This window comes from Salaquimonas pukyongi, assembly GCF_001953055.1.
Lineage (GTDB): Bacteria > Pseudomonadota > Alphaproteobacteria > Rhizobiales > Rhizobiaceae > Salaquimonas > Salaquimonas pukyongi.
Window position 1 is genome coordinate 1,351,720 of record NZ_CP019044.1, and the last position, 14,922, is coordinate 1,366,641.

Below are 14,922 nucleotides of genomic sequence, written 5' to 3' on the forward strand. Positions count from 1 at the left end.
CAAGAAGGCCGGGCTGTCCCGGCAGGGGATACTGCGCATTGGCGCCGGCGTGAGGAGGGCTGTATGAGCTTGGAGGATACCGATACCGGCACGCCCCGCGAAGGGCATGAAGCCGTGCCCGGTTTCGACGAGACCCTCTACAACGAAGATGGCCACCTGCGCACCGACTTCACCGAGGCCGTGCGCGAGGCGGTCGCAGCAGGCAATCGTGAAGCCGTCGTGGGGCTGATCGGTCCGCTGCATGAATCAGAACTTGGCGATCTTCTCGAAGCGCTTGCCTCCGAGGATCGCCAGGGTCTGGTGCGCCTTGCCGGCGGGGAGTTCGATTTTACCTCGCTTACCGAGGTGGACGAGGCAATCCGCCTGGACGTTGTCGGCTCGCTGCCCAATGCGGCCATTGCCGATGCCATCCAGGACCTCGACTCTGACGATGCCATCTACATTCTCGAGGACATGGAGAAGGCGGATCAGGAAGAGGTTCTTGACCGCCTGCCATTCGATGATCGCATATTGCTGCGCCGCGCGCTCGAATACCCCGAGGAGTCCGCCGGCCGCCGCATGCAGACCGAGTTTATCGCGGTGCCGCCGTTCTGGACGGTAGGGCAGGCGATTGACTACATGCGGGAAGAGGAAGAGCTCCCCAACCGTTTCCACGAGATATTCATCATCTCGCCGCAATACGAACTTCTCGGCTATGTCCAGCTCGACCGGCTGCTGCGCACCGGGCGCAGCGCCAGGATCGAAACGATCATGGAAGAATCCATCCACCCGATCGACGCCATGCTCGATCAGGAGGAGGCGGCCTACATTTTTCAGCAATACGATCTTCTGTCTGCTGCCGTGGTGGACAATGGCGGGCGGCTCGTCGGCGTCATGACGATTGATGACATTGTCGATGTCATCAATCAGGAGGCTGAAGAAGACATCAAACGCCTGGCCGGGGTCGGTGACGAGGAATTGTCGGATACGGTGCTCGAGATTGCCCGCTCGCGCTTTTTGTGGCTGTTGATCAACCTTGTAACCGCCGTCCTTGCTTCGGCGGTCATCGGCCTGTTTGATGGCACCATCGAACAGATGGTGGCACTGGCCATCCTGATGCCGATTGTTGCCTCCATGGGCGGCAATGCCGGCACCCAGACCATGACCGTCGCCGTGCGCGCGCTCGCCACCCGCGACATGGACAGCTACAACACAAGGCGCATCATTCGCCGCGAAATCTTGGTCGGCCTGCTCAACGGCGCTGCGTTCGCGCTGCTTATCGGCGTGATCGCCGCCTGGTGGTTTTCCAGCCCCGACATCGGCCTGATCATTGCGGTCGCCATGGTCTTCAACATGCTCTGTGCCGCGCTGGCAGGTATTTTGATCCCCATCCTGCTGGATCGGCTTGATCTTGATCCGGCGATTGCCTCCAGCGTTTTCGTCACCACTGTCACCGATGTGGTCGGCTTCTTCGCTTTTCTGGGACTGGCAGCCTGGTGGTTCGGCATCTGACCGGCACTGGCACGGCATTGGCACGGCACTGGAACGGCATTGGCACGGCACTTTACTTTTACGTAAGTCAGCGTTGACTTTTACGTAAATCTGCCAAACAACAGGGCATGACCTTGGACACTGCCATTCCAGATTCGCGCGAGTTCTACACGATCACCGATTTGACCCGGGAGTTCGGCGTATCCACCCGCACCATCCGTTTTTACGAGGATGAGGGGCTGATCAGCCCCCAGCGGCGCGGCCGCACCCGATTGTTCCGCCAGTCCGACCGGCGGTTGCTGAGCTTCATCCTGCGCGGAAAGCGGCTCGGCTTTTCCATCGCCGAAATCCGCGAAATCAAGGACATGTACAAGGAACCGCCGGGCGAATCCGGGCAATTGCGCCTCCTGATCGACAAGGTGAAGGAAAAGCGCGGCGAACTGGAACAAAAGCGCCGCGACATCGAGGAAACGCTGCGCGAACTCGATCAGGTCGAGGAAACCAGCCTGGCACGGCTGGCCGAAATCGGCGTCGGCACCTGACGGTTGATCCTCCCGGCGGAACCAGGATCAAGACTCAATAGCAGTGAGTTTTGGCCCTAAAGCCAGCGCCGAACCTTCTTTGCATAGTGATGCCAGGCCGTACCGAACTTGCGGGCAAGGTGTTTTTCCTCCCCCTCAATGGCAAGTTTGGTCACCGCATAGGCTGCCAGAAAGGCGGCCGGCAACAGCCAGGCATTGCCAAGCGCCAGCCCAAGCCCGACCGTCAGCATCGTATTGGAAAGATAAATCGGGTTTCTTGAAAAACTGAACGGACCGCTGGTTACCAGACGGCTCGCTGCCTTTGTCGGCAGGATGGTCGTCTTGTGCCGGCGCAACTCGGCAAATGTCCGCACATCGATGAAAACGGCTGCCGCGATCAGCAATAACCCGGCCATGAACGCCATGCCCCCAACCGTTCCCGGCAGCCAGGGAAGGGGATAGACCCACGCCTGGATAGACAGTGCGGACAGAATTGCTACCGCATAAAGAACCGGCGGCCAGGGAAAGGACGAGGGTGGCTTTTCCTGAAGTGTCGTCATCGATAGCGATCCGTCTGGCACCAATTTCTGTGGCTTTGGGCTCCGCAGCCAGGCTTTTGCCGTTTCAGCGCCCTGAATCGGTTTTTGAACATCAGCGCATAACCAGTTGAACCAGATACAGGATTGCCAGCATGACCGGTTGGTGCAGCAGGTAGTAGACAAGGCTGTTGCGGCCGATGAAACGAAGCGTGGCGGCAATGCCTCCCTTCGCCCGCCTGCCGGCAAGTTGAGCGGCCATGCCGCTTGAAATCAGCCACTTGCCCAATGCCAGCCCGGTAAGTTCTGCAGCAAGAAACGGAAACACCGGCACATAGTCGCTCGAACGCGGCATGACGGCGTTCAGCCCGCTCCACCACCACCAGGGCGCATTGAACAGCTCGCTTCGGGCATAAGAAGCGGCCAGCAGCACGCCGGCAGCAAGCGCAAGCAGGACCGGTACCGGCAGCCGTACGAAGAAGATGCACAATATGGTTGCCAGGGCGATGTGATGGAGAATGCCGAAAAAGATGAAAATGTCCGGTGTTGCGAATCGCGTTGCAAGGGTGATCAGAAAGGCTGCACCGGCTATCTTTCCCAGCCGCCATAAAAACGGCCTTGCCTTCAGGCCGCTGTGATGGGCAAGGGCAAAGGAGACCCCGACCAGTACCAGAAAGCTGGAGGCGATCAGCCGTGCATACCAGATCATCCAGGCCTGGGTGGCGAAACCGCGCTCGACAAAACCGAACAGTTCCAGATCCCAGCCAAAGTGAAACGTGGTCATCGCAACGAGCGCCAGCCCTCTGGCGAGATCGACCGCATCGACCCGAAAGGATCTGGCTTCAGGCTCGGCCTGCCCGATCGGATCAGCCATGGTTTGGGCTTTGCTCTGCATGGCTTGTTTATGCACTTCAAACCGGCATTGTTGAAGGGGCTGCATGCAGGGAAGGGGCAATTGCTGCCCTCTTTGGCTGCTGTAGCGGGATAGGGCCGTTAAAGGTCTTGCGAGGCATGCACGGCGTGCATGCGAGATATCCCAAATTGTGACCGTTTGATGTCAGAATCCGCTTGCCAAAATCTTACCAAATCCTTAAATGCCGCCCGCTGCCCTTGTTGAGCAGCGCCAAGACCAAGCCGGATCAACCGGCGATAAATTCAGTGGGCGTCAAACATGCTTCATGAAAAATCTCCCGGCTCCGTTTGGAACGTGGCCGTGGTAGCCATTGTTGTGTTGTTGGCCGTAATGGCCGTTGGCGGGCTGGTACCCGGCCCGGAGACTGCAACGCTGGCTTCAGCGCAATAACCGGGCAAGACCGGGATTAATAAAAAACCGCACCAGGCGCCTGCCGGTGCGGTTTTTTGTTGGCTGCTTTGCTTTTATCGTGGAAGGATGAAAGCAACAAGTCAGACAAAGAGGAAGCGGCATGGCGATTACCGGCGTCAAAACCCTGGTGGAACGCGCAAACAGGGAGATCACCACCCACGAACCGGCTGAGGCCCTGGCCCGCCAGGCTTCAGGTGCTGTCCTGGTCGACATCCGCGACATTCGCGAATTGAACCGTGAAGGCCGGGTTGAAGGCGCCGTTCATGCCCCTCGCGGCATGCTGGAATTCTGGTTTGACCCCGAAAGCCCTTATCACAAGGAGGTCTTTGCCCAGGACAGCGAATACATTCTGTTCTGCGCGGCAGGCTGGCGCTCCGCCCTTGCAGCGAAAACCCTCAAGGACATGGGATTTGAAAACATCGCCCATGTGGACGGCGGCTTCGGGGCGCTCAGCGAACAGGGCGCCACCATCACGGGCAAAAAAGCCGAAAGCTGACCGGCAGGGCAAACCCGGCAAGCGGTCTGTGGATAGCATCAGCGCAAATGCGTGGCTGCCTGTTGCCGGGTCAATTGCCCTGCTAAGCTGGCGGCCATGGCCTTGAACCTGCTGAAATTATGCGTTGGCGCCACCTCAATAGAGGACCTGCAAAGCTGGATTGAAGGCAGGATGGCGCAAAAACGTGCCGAGGGCCTTGCCGAGGAGCATATCCATGTCACCCGCATGATGCCAAAACGCATGGACGAACTGCTGGATGGCGGCTCGCTGTACTGGGTCATCAAGGGCAATATTCAGGTTCGCGAACGCCTCGTCGATATTCGCCCCTTTACCGACAAGGAGGGCATTCGCCGCTGTGAACTGGTGATGGACGGCAAACTGATTGCAACCCGCTGGCAGCCGCGCCGGGCTTTTCAGGGCTGGCGCTATCTGACCGCCGAAGACGCACCAGGCGATCTCAGCGGCGATGAAGGCATTGCTGCACTGCCGCCCGGCTTGCGCAATGAATTGGCCGAACTCGGCCTGCTTTGATGTAAAAAAAGCCGGGTTTTGGCCCGTTTCTTATCTTAACCATGGGGAAACAAAATCCTTCGATTTTCCGGTTTTGCTTGCGCAGGCAGAGCACTTGTTGAACAATAATACTTGCGGTTGGGACTTCTGGGTGAGGGACAAGTCATGTATCCGGATACAATCACAGGTGGCAGCAGCGCTGGCAGCAGACAAGCTTACGTTATCGTCTGCGGCAACGAAAAAGGCGGCTCGGGCAAAACCACCACGGCGATGCACATTATCGTGCATCTTTTGAACAGCGGCCATACCGTGGCGAGCATCGATCTGGACGCCCGCCAACTAAGCCTGACGCGCTATCTTGAAAATCGCCGCAACTGGTCACGCAAGCACAAGCTTTCCGTCCCCCATCCCCATCACGATCACCTGGTGCGCGGCAGCCACGACAGCGCATTCGAAAATGAGTCCGAGGAGCTGCGCCGTTTTTCCGAGGTCGTGCAACGCGTTGAAAACGAATATGATTTCATCGTCATTGATACCCCGGGACACGACAGCTACCTGATGCGGCTTGCCCATTCCATGGCCGATACGCTGGTCACACCGCTAAACGATTCCTATGTGGATTTTGATGTATTGGGCCGGGTCGATCCGGCAACCGGCGAAGTCATCGAGATTTCCCATTATGCCCAGATGGTGCGCGAGGCGCGCCGGCACCGGCATTCTGTCGACAATGCACTGCTTGACTGGATCGTCGTGCGCAACCGGCTTTCCCATCTTTCATCGAGAAACCAGGCGAGTGTTTCTGAAAGCCTGAAAAACCTGTCCATGCAGCTTGGCTGCCGCCTGGCAGACGGCATTTCAGAACGCGTCATTTTCCGCGAACTGTTTCCGCTCGGCCTGACGGCGCTTGATGAACTGAACGAGGAAACCCTGGGCAGCCAGCCAAGCATTTCCCACCTTGCAGGGCGCCAGGAAGTCCGCGCGCTGGTTTCGACCCTTCGCCTGCCGGTGGATTCAGCAAGCCGCCACCGGGCTGCCGCCCGCAAAAACTGGATGAAAGAGGCGGAAAAACCGGTTGAGGGACTGCGCATCTTTGCCGATTAGGGCCGCGCCCGGCCATTTTTGCCGCAATTACCTTGATTGCCAAGACGTTTGGGCCTTGCCTGTCACCGGCAATCACCCCAAATATTACCCATGGCAGAAGACGACAAAAGCCGTGCGGACACGCCCCAGCGCGCTACCGCCGCGAAGGGCACATCAGATGTAGCCCGCAAAAGCAGTGGTGACCTTGCCAGCCGCTCCAGCACGGGCGAAATCGCCGATTTCATCAAATCTGCCAGAACCACGAATACCACCGCTGCCGGCCGCCTGGTCTTTGCCATGGATGCCACCATGAGCCGCCAGCCAAGCTGGGACCGCGCGATGACGCTGCAGGCATCGATGTTCGATGCGGTCGATGAAGCGGGAAAAAGCCGCGACGGCGGCGCCGGATTGAGCGTGCAACTGGTTTATTTCAGGGGGTTTGGCGAGTGCCGGGCATCCCGCTTCGTTGTCAACGCCAAAGCCCTTCGCGATCTCATGACAGGCATCGAATGCCGCGGCGGACAGACCCAGATCGGAAAGGTTCTTTCCCATGTGAACAAGGAAAATGCCAAGGCGAAGGTCGATGCGCTGGTTTTCATCGGCGATGCCATGGAGGAGGACATCGATCTTCTGTGTGACCGGGCAGGCCAGTTGGGGCTCAAGGGCACCCGTTGCTTCTTTTTTCAGGAGGGCGGCGATGGCGTTACCGAACGCGCTTTCCGGGAGATGGCCCGCTTGACCTGTGGCGCCTATTTTCGCCTCGGGCCGAATTCCTCACGGGAACTTGCCGATCTTCTGGCTGCCGTCGCCAGCTATGCCCGCGGCGGACTTACAGCGCTTCAGTCAAGCGGGAAGAAAGCCGACCGGCTGCTGCTTGAGCGTTTGGAATCTTCTTCATGACGGCGATCTTCTATCTCGTCCTGTTTGTGTTTTTTGCCGGCGGCCTGGCCTGGCTGTTTGTGTCCACACCCGCAGAGCGCCTTGCCCGCGGCATGAAAACGGGCGCGCCCCTGGCGCTGGTTGCCCTGGGAGGGTTGTTAACGCTGGTGGGCCGGGGCGGGTTCGGCATACCGCTTGCAGCATTCGGTCTTGCCCTTTGGCAGCGCATGCGGGCAACCCGTCCGATTGGCACCAGCGGCGGTGCACGAAAGTCCACCGTGCGCTCTGCAGCGCTTGAAATGGAACTCGACCTTGATACCGGTGAAATGGAGGGAAGGGTTCTTGCAGGCGCTTTCGAGGGAAAGACACTGTCCGCACTTACCGAAGAGCAGTTGCTGGAACTCTATGGCCAGATTGGCGAGGATCCCGAGAGCGGCGCCTTACTGGAAGCTTATCTTGACCGCAGAATGCCCCTCTGGCGCGAACACGCTGACCCGCATGGGGCGGAAGGGGAGCGAAGCGCGCCGGCTTCTGGCACCATGACAAAGCAGGAGGCCTATCAGATTCTTGGTCTTGAACCGGGTGCTTCTCCGGCGGAAATCCGCAAGGCCTGGCGCAAGCTGATGAAGAGTGTGCATCCCGATTCCGGCGGAACGGAGTTTCTTGCCGCCAAAATCAACGCGGCCAAGGACGTGCTTCTCGACTGAGTGCTTTTTGACTGACATGTCTTTTCCCTACTCAACTCCGCCGGATTACAACGCCGCCGGATTACGCTTTACCCGGGCTGCACGCTGTCATGCCGCCCCCAGTCATTGCGCCTGTGTCACTGTTTGAGTGCCAGGCAGTCGAATTTTGCTTTCTTCAGGCGCGAACAGGCGCCCCATGCGGCGTCTTTTGAGGTGAAGCCGGCAAAGCGGGCCCGGTACAGAGTCGTGCCGCCGCTTTCCACGGTCTCGGTATAGTTGGCGACGGTGTCGAACAGGCCGGGCAGGGCGCTGCGGGCCTTTTCAAGCCGGGCGAGCGCGCTGTGCTTGCTGGGCATGGCGCCAATCTGCACATGCCATCCTGAAATGCTTTCGCGGATCGCAATCGGTTCGGATGCTGCAGCGCTGGTAACCGGCGCAGCCGGTTTGACGCTTGCTGTTGTGAGCGGATCGGGTGAACGGCCTATGACTTGTGAGGGCGCCGGCGTTGGCGCTGCATAGGCTGTGACGACCGGCGCGGGATCGGGCTCTCTCGGGCTTGGCTCCGGCAAAGGAGCACGCTTGACGAGTTTCAGGAGCGAGGCAAACACATTGCCCGCGCCCCCGCCGGCCTTGGCGACAACGATCCGGTCGCGGCCGCGCGAAGCCTTTGGCAGATATTGGCGGATAAGCTTGGCCATCTGCGCATTGCGGCTCTTGCCCGTTCTGCCGCCCATGACCACGGCGACAATCGAACGGCCCTTGTCCTCAACCGAGGAAACCAGATTGAAGCCGGAGGCACGCGTATAGCCGGTCTTGATGCCGTCATAGCCGCGAATCTGGCCAAGCAGGCGGTTGTGGTTGCGATAGCTGCGCTTTCCGAACTTGAAGGAACGCGTGGAGAAATACCTGTAGTAATGGGGATAGTGTTCACGCAGCGCAATGCCGAGCAGGGCCATGTCCCTGGCTGTGGTAAGCTGTCGCGAATTCGGCAGGCCCGATGCGTTCTTGAACACGGTGTTCTTCATGCCGAGCGAACGGGCTTTTGCCGTCATCATCTGGGCAAATTTGCTTTCCGTGCCGCCAAGATGCTCGCCGACGGCCGCCGCCGCATCGTTGGCCGACTTGATGGCAAGCGCATAAATCGCCTGCTGTACGGAAATCGAACTGCCTGCCTTAACGCCGAGTTTGGAAGGCTGCATTGAGGCTGCATGCCTTGAAAAGCGGATGCGTGTCTTTTTGGTGACGCGGCCAGTATCAAGCGCTTCGAACAGCATGTAGAGCGTCATCATTTTCGTCAGCGAGGCCGGATACCGTTTGGCGGTGCCCTTGTGGGAATAGAGCACCTTGCCGGTCTTGGCATCCATCACAATGCCGGCATAGTCCTGCTTTGCCTGCGCCGGGCCAATGGCCACCGCCAGGGCGGTCAGGATTGCAAGCATGGCTGAAAGCAAAGGCGCATGAATGCGCTTGAGTGTAGCGAATACGGTACGCACAACTATCCCCGTCCTGATAGGCTTCCGCCTGTCCCTTGTACGCCCCCGGCTGTCCCTGCCGGGTGGTGGCGCGGTAATGTGCCAACACCGGTATTGGGCGTGGCATTGGAGCGAGAGTAACGGGCCATGGTTACCAAGGGGTTTATGCGCGGGGCCGCCTGTCATTTTTTTGACCTGAAGCGATGAAACCATCGCCACGGCAACCTATTTGTATGGCCACGCAAGCGCGCCGTGGCGCCGGTTTTCGGTTGGCTTTCCTGCAGTGCGGGATGCATTGACGGGTGGGAATTGCGGTCCTAGTCTTTTGAGTCGGTAACGGTTTGATCTGCCGCGCAGCCACTGGCCGCTATTGGCCCAAAAGCTGATGAATTGCCTTGGCAGGTTGGACAAATCCGTGTGAAGGAAGAAATGAAAAGAGCCGTCATCGCAGCACTGAACGATCTTGCGGGGTCCCCGCAAGGGGGCGGCCAGCGTGCTGTGGCCCCAATTGCCGCACGGGAGGATGCGCTGGTCATGCAGGCGGGAAAAAAGGGCACGGATGAGGGCGCGGGAACCGGGCTTGCAACCAAGACGGCGCCCAAGGTCAAAAAGCCCGATCTTTATCGCGTCCTGTTGCTCAACGACGATTTCACCCCGATGGAATTCGTCGTGCATGTGCTGGAGCGCTTTTTTCGCAAAAGCCCCGAGCAAGCTACGCAGATCATGCTGCATGTACACAATAACGGTGTCGGCGAATGCGGTGTCTATACCTATGAGGTGGCCGAAACCAAGGTAACCCAGGTCATGGACTTTGCGCGGCAGAACCAGCACCCGCTGCAATGCGTGATGGAGAAGAAATAGATGGGGCGCAGATTACACAGGCCGGTTCAAACAGGTTCATGCAATCTGGGGATTGGCGGCGGGCACAAGGATGCCCATATTAAAGGAACTTGAAGAGGAAGAACGGAGCAGCCATTGCCTTCTTTTACCGAAAGCCTTGAAAAAGTGCTTCACACGGCGCTGACCCTGGCCAACGAACGAAGCCAGGAATACGCTACACTTGAACATCTCCTGCTGGCCCTGACCGAGGACAAGGATGCGGTCGCCGTCATGCGCGCCTGCAATGTGGACCTCGAAAGCCTGCGCAGCACGTTGTCCGACTACATCGACAACGAATTGTCCAATCTGGTGACGGATTTCGATGAGGACGCCAAGCCCACCGCCGGTTTCCACCGGGTAATCCAGCGTGCGGTGATCCACGTCCAGTCGTCCGGCCGCGAGGAAGTCAGCGGCGCCAATGTGCTGGTCGCCATATTTGCCGAGCGCGAAAGCCACGCCGCCTACTTCCTGCAGGAGCAGGAAATGACCCGCTATGACGCGGTCAACTACATTTCCCATGGCATTGCCAAGCGTCCCGGCGCTTCCGAACCGCGTATCGTGCGGGGTGTGGAAGACGAAAACGCCGCCATTGGCGATGATGAAGCCAAGCAGCAAGGCGATGCCCTGTCGGCCTATTGCGTCAACCTCAACGAAAAGGCGCGCTCGGGCAAGATTGATCCGCTGATCGGCCGGACGTCCGAAATCAACCGCACGATTCAGGTTTTGTGCCGCCGCTCGAAGAACAACCCGCTATATGTCGGCGATCCGGGCGTGGGCAAAACGGCCATCGCCGAGGGCCTGGCCAAGCGCATCGTCGAGGATGATGTGCCGGAGGTGCTGCGCGAGAGCACGATCTTCTCCCTCGACATGGGCACGCTTTTGGCAGGAACCCGTTATCGCGGCGATTTCGAAGAGCGCCTGAAACAGGTGATCAAGGAAGTCGAGGATACCCCCGGCGCGATCATGTTCATTGACGAAATCCACACCGTCATCGGTGCCGGCGCCACGTCCGGTGGCGCGATGGATGCTTCCAACCTGCTGAAGCCCGCGCTTTCTGCCGGCACAATCCGCTGCATCGGCTCGACAACCTACAAGGAATACCGCCAGTTCTTTGAAAAGGACCGGGCGCTGGTGCGCCGTTTCCAGAAGATCGATGTGATCGAGCCGACGATTGCCGATTCCATCGACATCATGAAGGGGCTGAAGCCCTATTTCGAGGACTTCCACAAGATCAGATATACCAATGATGCGATCAAGGCCGCAGTGGAACTGTCGGCCCGCTACATCCATGACCGCAAGTTGCCCGACAAGGCGATCGACGTGGTCGACGAGACCGGCGCGTCCCAGAAACTGCTGCCGGAGAAAAAGCGGCGCAAGCAGATTGGTGTCAAGGAGATCGAGGAAACCATCGCCACCATGGCACGCATCCCGCCCAAGACCGTATCCAAGGACGATGCCATGGTGCTCGCCAATCTGGAAAACCAGCTAAAGCGGGTGGTCTATGGCCAGGATACGGCTGTGGAAGCGCTGTCGGCCTCCATCAAGCTGGCGCGGGCAGGCTTGCGCGAGCCGGAAAAGCCGATCGGCTGCTATCTGTTCTCGGGCCCGACAGGGGTCGGCAAGACCGAAGTTGCCAAGCAGCTTGCAAGCTCCATGGGCATCGAGCTGTTGCGCTTTGACATGTCCGAATACATGGAACGCCATACGGTCTCACGGCTGATCGGCGCACCTCCCGGTTATGTTGGCTTTGACCAGGGCGGGCTGCTGACCGACGGCGTCGACCAGCACCCCCATTGCGTCATCCTGCTGGACGAGATCGAGAAGGCCCATCCCGATCTTTTCAATATCCTTCTGCAGGTGATGGACCACGGCAAGCTGACCGATCACAACGGCAAGCAGATCGATTTCCGCAACACCATCATCATCATGACCACCAATGCCGGCGCTTCTGAAATGCAGAAGGCTGCCATCGGTTTCGGCTCCACCAAGCGCACCGGCGATGACGAGGAGGCGATCAACCGCCTGTTCCCGCCGGAATTCCGCAACCGGCTCGATGCTGTCATTCCCTTCAGCTCGCTGCCGACCCCCGTCATCCACAAGGTGGTCGAGAAGTTCATCATGCAGCTTGAAGCCCAGCTTGCAGAGCGCGGGGTAACCTTCGAACTGACGAAGGAAGCGACCGCCTGGCTGGCGATCAAGGGCTATGACGAGAAGATGGGCGCCCGCCCGCTCGGCCGCGTCATCCAGGAGCACATCAAGAAGCCGCTGGCTGAAGAGGTGCTGTTCGGCAAATTGAAGACCGGCGGTACGGTGAAGGTCTCCCTTGGCCGGGACGACGACGGCAAGGAGCGCATCGAACTGGAAGCCATGGAGGATGCACCCGTAAAGCCGAAAAAACAGCCCGCCAAGCGCAGCAAACCGGCGCGCAAACCTGCCGCCAAGGCGAAGGCGAAACCTGCAACCGGCAAGGGTGGCCAATCGACCGGTAAATCGGGCAAATCCGGCTCGGTTCCCAAGGTTCCGCTCAAGACCTGAGGCAAAAACACCATCTGAACATACTGAAACCCGGCAATGCCGGGTTTCAGTTGAAACAGTTTGTCATCGAACGGACTCCGGCCCGTCCGCAAAACTCTTGGCAGAGCAGAACAAACCGTTTAGACAAGCTTGCGGTCGAAACAAGTACCACAAAATGAAAGATGCGGCCGGTTCAGGGCCGGAAACCGGGGAAGCCATGCCCGGTCAAAAGGGGTTATAGTCATGGAACAGTTGGAACAACTCGCCAGCATTCGCGATGCGGCGGAAAAGCGGCTTGAAGAAGCCCGCGCAGCACTTGAGCGCAGTCCGGATGCAAAGCTGGTTGCCTCACTCACCTTGCTGATCGACGATCTGAAAAAATCCTTCGAGGCTGAAGAGGCCGCCGCTGCAGCCGAAGCAGGTGGTGCTGCGCCAACCGGCGGCGAAACTGCCGAAAGCGCTGGCGGGGACAATCCGGTTGATGCCAATGCTGACCTTAACTCGGAGGCCGACCTTAATTCGGGGGGTGAGCCACAGGCAGAAGCAGCGCCCGAAACTGCTTCCGATCCTGCCTCCGATGCAGTTGAAGAGGCCGCAGAAGCTGCGCCTGCAAGCGAGGAGTTTTCGCTTGAGGACAGCCTGGAAGCTGAACTTCTCAACGTGGATGACGGGGCTTCAAAACCTTGAAACCAATTTAAAACAGGATTTTAAGAGCTTTTCTTAAAGCCAGTTCTTGCTCGCTGAAACCCCGCTGCCATGGTCATGATGTGTGGCGGGCAGCGTTACGCGCTTTCCAGCGCGGCGCGGATTTTGTCCGCATGGGCGGTGAGCGCTTCCTGATCCGCCATCGCGCCGGTATGGGGCCTCAGGCTCACCCCCTCAAAGCGCGGGATGACATGAACGTGCAGGTGAAAGACGACCTGTCCGCCGGCCGGTTCGTTGAACTGCTGAACCGTTACCCCGTCTGCACCGAAGGCCCTGACGACGGTTCTGGCCATTTTCGCCGAGGTGCGCGCCACCGCTTCAACGGTTTCATCATCGGCATCAAGCAGATTGCGGGCAGGGCGCTTCGGCAGCACCAGGCAGTGGCCGTCGCCACGCGGCATGATGTCCATGATCACCATCGTATCATCGTCTTCATAGACCTTGTGGCTTGGCATCTCACCGCGCAGGATCTTGGCGAAAATGTTCTCGTCATCATAGGGGTCCGGCATGGGCTGTCCTCCAGGCAATTCAGCGCTTTCCGGCAACACTATGGGCACAAGTGAGGGCTGGTTCAAGCACCGCCCGCCAGGCACCGCCCGCCAGGCACTGCCCGCCAGGCACTGCCCGCCAGGCACCGCCCGGCAGGGGATGCCATCATGAATCGCCGCTTTGCCGGAAGGGCAGGTGATCGCGCAGGATTTCCTGCTCCATCTTCACGTGATGGCGCTCTGATCGCAAATACTCATCGACTGCCCGCCGCAGGCCGGCATTGGCGATATGGTGGGCCGAATGGGTCGTAACCGGCTCATAGCCGCGTGCCAGCTTGTGTTCGCCCTGCGCACCGGCCTCCACCCGCGCCAGGCCGTGGGCGATGGCAAATTCGATGGCCTGATAATAGCACAATTCGAAATGCAGGAAGGGGTGGTCTTCAACGCATCCCCAATGGCGCCCGTACAGACAATCGCCGCCGATGAAATTGAGCGCACCTGCAACATACCGGCCATCGCGCTTTGCCATCACCAGCAACATTTTGTCGGCCATGCGTTCGCTGGCATGTGAAAAGAACGTGCGGGTCAGGTAGGGCGTGCCCCATTTGCGCGAACCGGTATCCATGTAGAAGCCAAAGAAGGCGTCCCATGCCGCTTCGCTCAATTTGCTGCCGGTAAGGTGCTCGATCTCAAGCCCCGGCACCGACAGTGCGGTTTTCCGTTCCTTGCGGATGTTCTTGCGCTTTCTGGAGGAAAGCGACTGCAGAAATGTCTCGAAATTCTCATAGCCGCGATTGAACCAGTGAAATTGCCGGTCGGTGCGCGCCAGCAGGCCGGCATCGCGTGAAAGCTGCCATTCGGCCTTTGGCATGAAGGTGATATGGGCCGAGGAAGCACCCAGGCGCTGGGTCAGTTGCTGCAGCCCGTTGATGAGGGCATAGGAAAGCGCCTGGCGGTTGTGCGCTTGTCCGGTCAGAAAGCGCGGGCCGGTTGCAGGGGTAAAGGGCACGCTGCATTGCAGCTTTGGATAGTATTCACCACCGGCACGGTAGAACGCATCGGCCCAGCCATGGTCGAAGACATATTCGCCCTGGCTGTGGTTTTTCAGATAGCATGGCAGGGCGGCCAGCGCCTTGCCGCTGTCGTTCTCCAAAATCAGATGCTGTGCGAGCCAGCCGGTTTCGGCCACCGCCGAGCCGCTGTCTTCCAGCGCCGACAAAAAGGCATGGGAAACGAAAGGATTGAAGGCTGCGGCGCCGGTGCCGGACGGGACCTGTGCCAGCCGGTCCCATGTTGCTGCATCCACCGCGTTGATCGAGGCATGTATGCGAATGCTGAAACTGGCTTGGCTATCCATGAGCT

General features: G+C 59.1%; 15 protein-coding genes. 10 read left to right on the forward strand and 5 right to left on the reverse strand.

The annotated features are described in order from the left end of the window. Positions 1–63 precede the first annotated feature (63 nt). Both mgtE and BVL55_RS06550 read left to right on the forward strand, forming a co-directional pair. On the forward strand, positions 64–1,491 hold the full coding sequence (gene mgtE / locus BVL55_RS06545) for a magnesium transporter (RefSeq protein ID WP_075996217.1): 1,428 nt from the start codon (positions 64–66) through the stop codon (positions 1,489–1,491). A gap of 113 nt (positions 1,492–1,604) precedes the next feature. Further along, positions 1,605–2,012 (forward strand): MerR family transcriptional regulator, encoded by a 408-nt coding sequence (locus tag BVL55_RS06550; RefSeq protein WP_428977274.1) that lies wholly within the window; start codon positions 1,605–1,607, stop codon positions 2,010–2,012. Between the two features lie 56 nt (positions 2,013–2,068). Here BVL55_RS06550 and BVL55_RS06555 read toward each other — a convergent pair whose 3' ends face one another. Further along, positions 2,069–2,551 carry a methyltransferase family protein gene (locus BVL55_RS06555; protein ID WP_075996219.1) on the reverse strand — a complete coding sequence of 161 codons (483 nt, stop codon included), beginning with the start codon at positions 2,549–2,551 and terminating at the stop codon, positions 2,069–2,071. A gap of 91 nt (positions 2,552–2,642) precedes the next feature. Next, positions 2,643–3,422 (reverse strand): heparan-alpha-glucosaminide N-acetyltransferase, encoded by a 780-nt coding sequence (locus tag BVL55_RS06560; RefSeq protein ID WP_075996220.1) that lies wholly within the window; start codon positions 3,420–3,422, stop codon positions 2,643–2,645. 529 nt (positions 3,423–3,951) lie between these two features. On the opposite strand from BVL55_RS06560, the gene BVL55_RS06565 reads away from it, so the two are divergent. From BVL55_RS06565 to BVL55_RS06585, 5 genes are all read left to right on the forward strand, one after another. Then, the gene (locus BVL55_RS06565; protein ID WP_075996221.1) at positions 3,952–4,347 is read left to right on the forward strand and encodes a rhodanese-like domain-containing protein; all 396 of its coding nucleotides are present in this window, start codon (positions 3,952–3,954) and stop codon (positions 4,345–4,347) included. Positions 4,348–4,443: 96 nt separating this feature from the next. Beyond that, on the forward strand, positions 4,444–4,878 hold the full coding sequence (locus tag BVL55_RS06570; protein ID WP_075996222.1) for a DUF1489 family protein: 435 nt from the start codon (positions 4,444–4,446) through the stop codon (positions 4,876–4,878). Between the two features lie 144 nt (positions 4,879–5,022). Next, entirely contained in the window at positions 5,023–5,958 is a 936-nt protein-coding gene (locus tag BVL55_RS06575) for a division plane positioning ATPase MipZ (RefSeq protein ID WP_075996223.1), read from the forward strand. 90 nt (positions 5,959–6,048) lie between these two features. Then, the gene (locus tag BVL55_RS06580; RefSeq protein WP_075996224.1) at positions 6,049–6,837 is read left to right on the forward strand and encodes a hypothetical protein; all 789 of its coding nucleotides are present in this window, start codon (positions 6,049–6,051) and stop codon (positions 6,835–6,837) included. Beyond that, complete coding sequence (locus BVL55_RS06585; RefSeq protein WP_075996225.1) at positions 6,834–7,523, forward strand: DnaJ domain-containing protein; 690 nt, start codon at positions 6,834–6,836, stop codon at positions 7,521–7,523. The genes BVL55_RS06580 and BVL55_RS06585 overlap by 4 nt, the downstream gene beginning before the upstream one ends. Before the next feature lie 116 nt (positions 7,524–7,639). Here BVL55_RS06585 and BVL55_RS06590 read toward each other — a convergent pair whose 3' ends face one another. After that, positions 7,640–8,995 carry a serine hydrolase gene (locus BVL55_RS06590; protein WP_075996226.1) on the reverse strand — a complete coding sequence of 452 codons (1,356 nt, stop codon included), beginning with the start codon at positions 8,993–8,995 and terminating at the stop codon, positions 7,640–7,642. Positions 8,996–9,508: 513 nt separating this feature from the next. Between BVL55_RS06590 and clpS the strand changes: the two genes are divergently transcribed. The 3 genes from clpS (at position 9,509) to BVL55_RS06605 (ending at position 13,054) form a co-directional block, all read left to right on the forward strand. Continuing rightward, positions 9,509–9,835, forward strand: coding sequence for an ATP-dependent Clp protease adapter ClpS (gene clpS, locus BVL55_RS06595; RefSeq protein WP_075997970.1), 327 nt, complete (start codon positions 9,509–9,511; stop codon positions 9,833–9,835). Positions 9,836–9,949: 114 nt separating this feature from the next. Further along, the gene (clpA, locus tag BVL55_RS06600) at positions 9,950–12,388 is read left to right on the forward strand and encodes an ATP-dependent Clp protease ATP-binding subunit ClpA (protein ID WP_075996227.1); all 2,439 of its coding nucleotides are present in this window, start codon (positions 9,950–9,952) and stop codon (positions 12,386–12,388) included. 222 nt (positions 12,389–12,610) lie between these two features. After that, positions 12,611–13,054, forward strand: a complete 444-nt coding sequence (locus BVL55_RS06605; RefSeq protein WP_075996228.1) for a hypothetical protein — start codon at positions 12,611–12,613, stop codon at positions 13,052–13,054. Between the two features lie 95 nt (positions 13,055–13,149). Here the strand turns inward: BVL55_RS06605 and BVL55_RS06610 are convergent, their stop codons facing one another. Both BVL55_RS06610 and BVL55_RS06615 read right to left on the reverse strand, forming a co-directional pair. Then, positions 13,150–13,581 carry an HIT family protein gene (locus BVL55_RS06610; RefSeq protein WP_075996229.1) on the reverse strand — a complete coding sequence of 144 codons (432 nt, stop codon included), beginning with the start codon at positions 13,579–13,581 and terminating at the stop codon, positions 13,150–13,152. Between the two features lie 145 nt (positions 13,582–13,726). Then, on the reverse strand, positions 13,727–14,917 hold the full coding sequence (locus BVL55_RS06615) for a GNAT family N-acetyltransferase (RefSeq protein ID WP_075996230.1): 1,191 nt from the start codon (positions 14,915–14,917) through the stop codon (positions 13,727–13,729). Positions 14,918–14,922: the final 5 nt, after the last annotated feature.

Coding starts and splice junctions, on each gene's coding strand:
- BVL55_RS06560 (WP_075996220.1), bottom strand. CDS start 3,422: ATGCAGAGCAAAGCCCAAACCATGGCTGATCCGATCGGGCAGGCCGAG.
- BVL55_RS06610 (WP_075996229.1), bottom strand. CDS start 13,581: ATGCCGGACCCCTATGATGACGAGAACATTTTCGCCAAGATCCTGCGC.
- clpS (WP_075997970.1), top strand. CDS start 9,509: ATGCAGGCGGGAAAAAAGGGCACGGATGAGGGCGCGGGAACCGGGCTT.
- BVL55_RS06615 (WP_075996230.1), bottom strand. CDS start 14,917: ATGGATAGCCAAGCCAGTTTCAGCATTCGCATACATGCCTCGATCAAC.
- BVL55_RS06570 (WP_075996222.1), top strand. CDS start 4,444: ATGGCCTTGAACCTGCTGAAATTATGCGTTGGCGCCACCTCAATAGAG.
- mgtE (WP_075996217.1), top strand. CDS start 64: ATGAGCTTGGAGGATACCGATACCGGCACGCCCCGCGAAGGGCATGAA.
- BVL55_RS06565 (WP_075996221.1), top strand. CDS start 3,952: ATGGCGATTACCGGCGTCAAAACCCTGGTGGAACGCGCAAACAGGGAG.
- BVL55_RS06580 (WP_075996224.1), top strand. CDS start 6,049: ATGGCAGAAGACGACAAAAGCCGTGCGGACACGCCCCAGCGCGCTACC.
- BVL55_RS06555 (WP_075996219.1), bottom strand. CDS start 2,551: ATGACGACACTTCAGGAAAAGCCACCCTCGTCCTTTCCCTGGCCGCCG.
- BVL55_RS06585 (WP_075996225.1), top strand. CDS start 6,834: ATGACGGCGATCTTCTATCTCGTCCTGTTTGTGTTTTTTGCCGGCGGC.
- BVL55_RS06575 (WP_075996223.1), top strand. CDS start 5,023: ATGTATCCGGATACAATCACAGGTGGCAGCAGCGCTGGCAGCAGACAA.
- BVL55_RS06605 (WP_075996228.1), top strand. CDS start 12,611: ATGGAACAGTTGGAACAACTCGCCAGCATTCGCGATGCGGCGGAAAAG.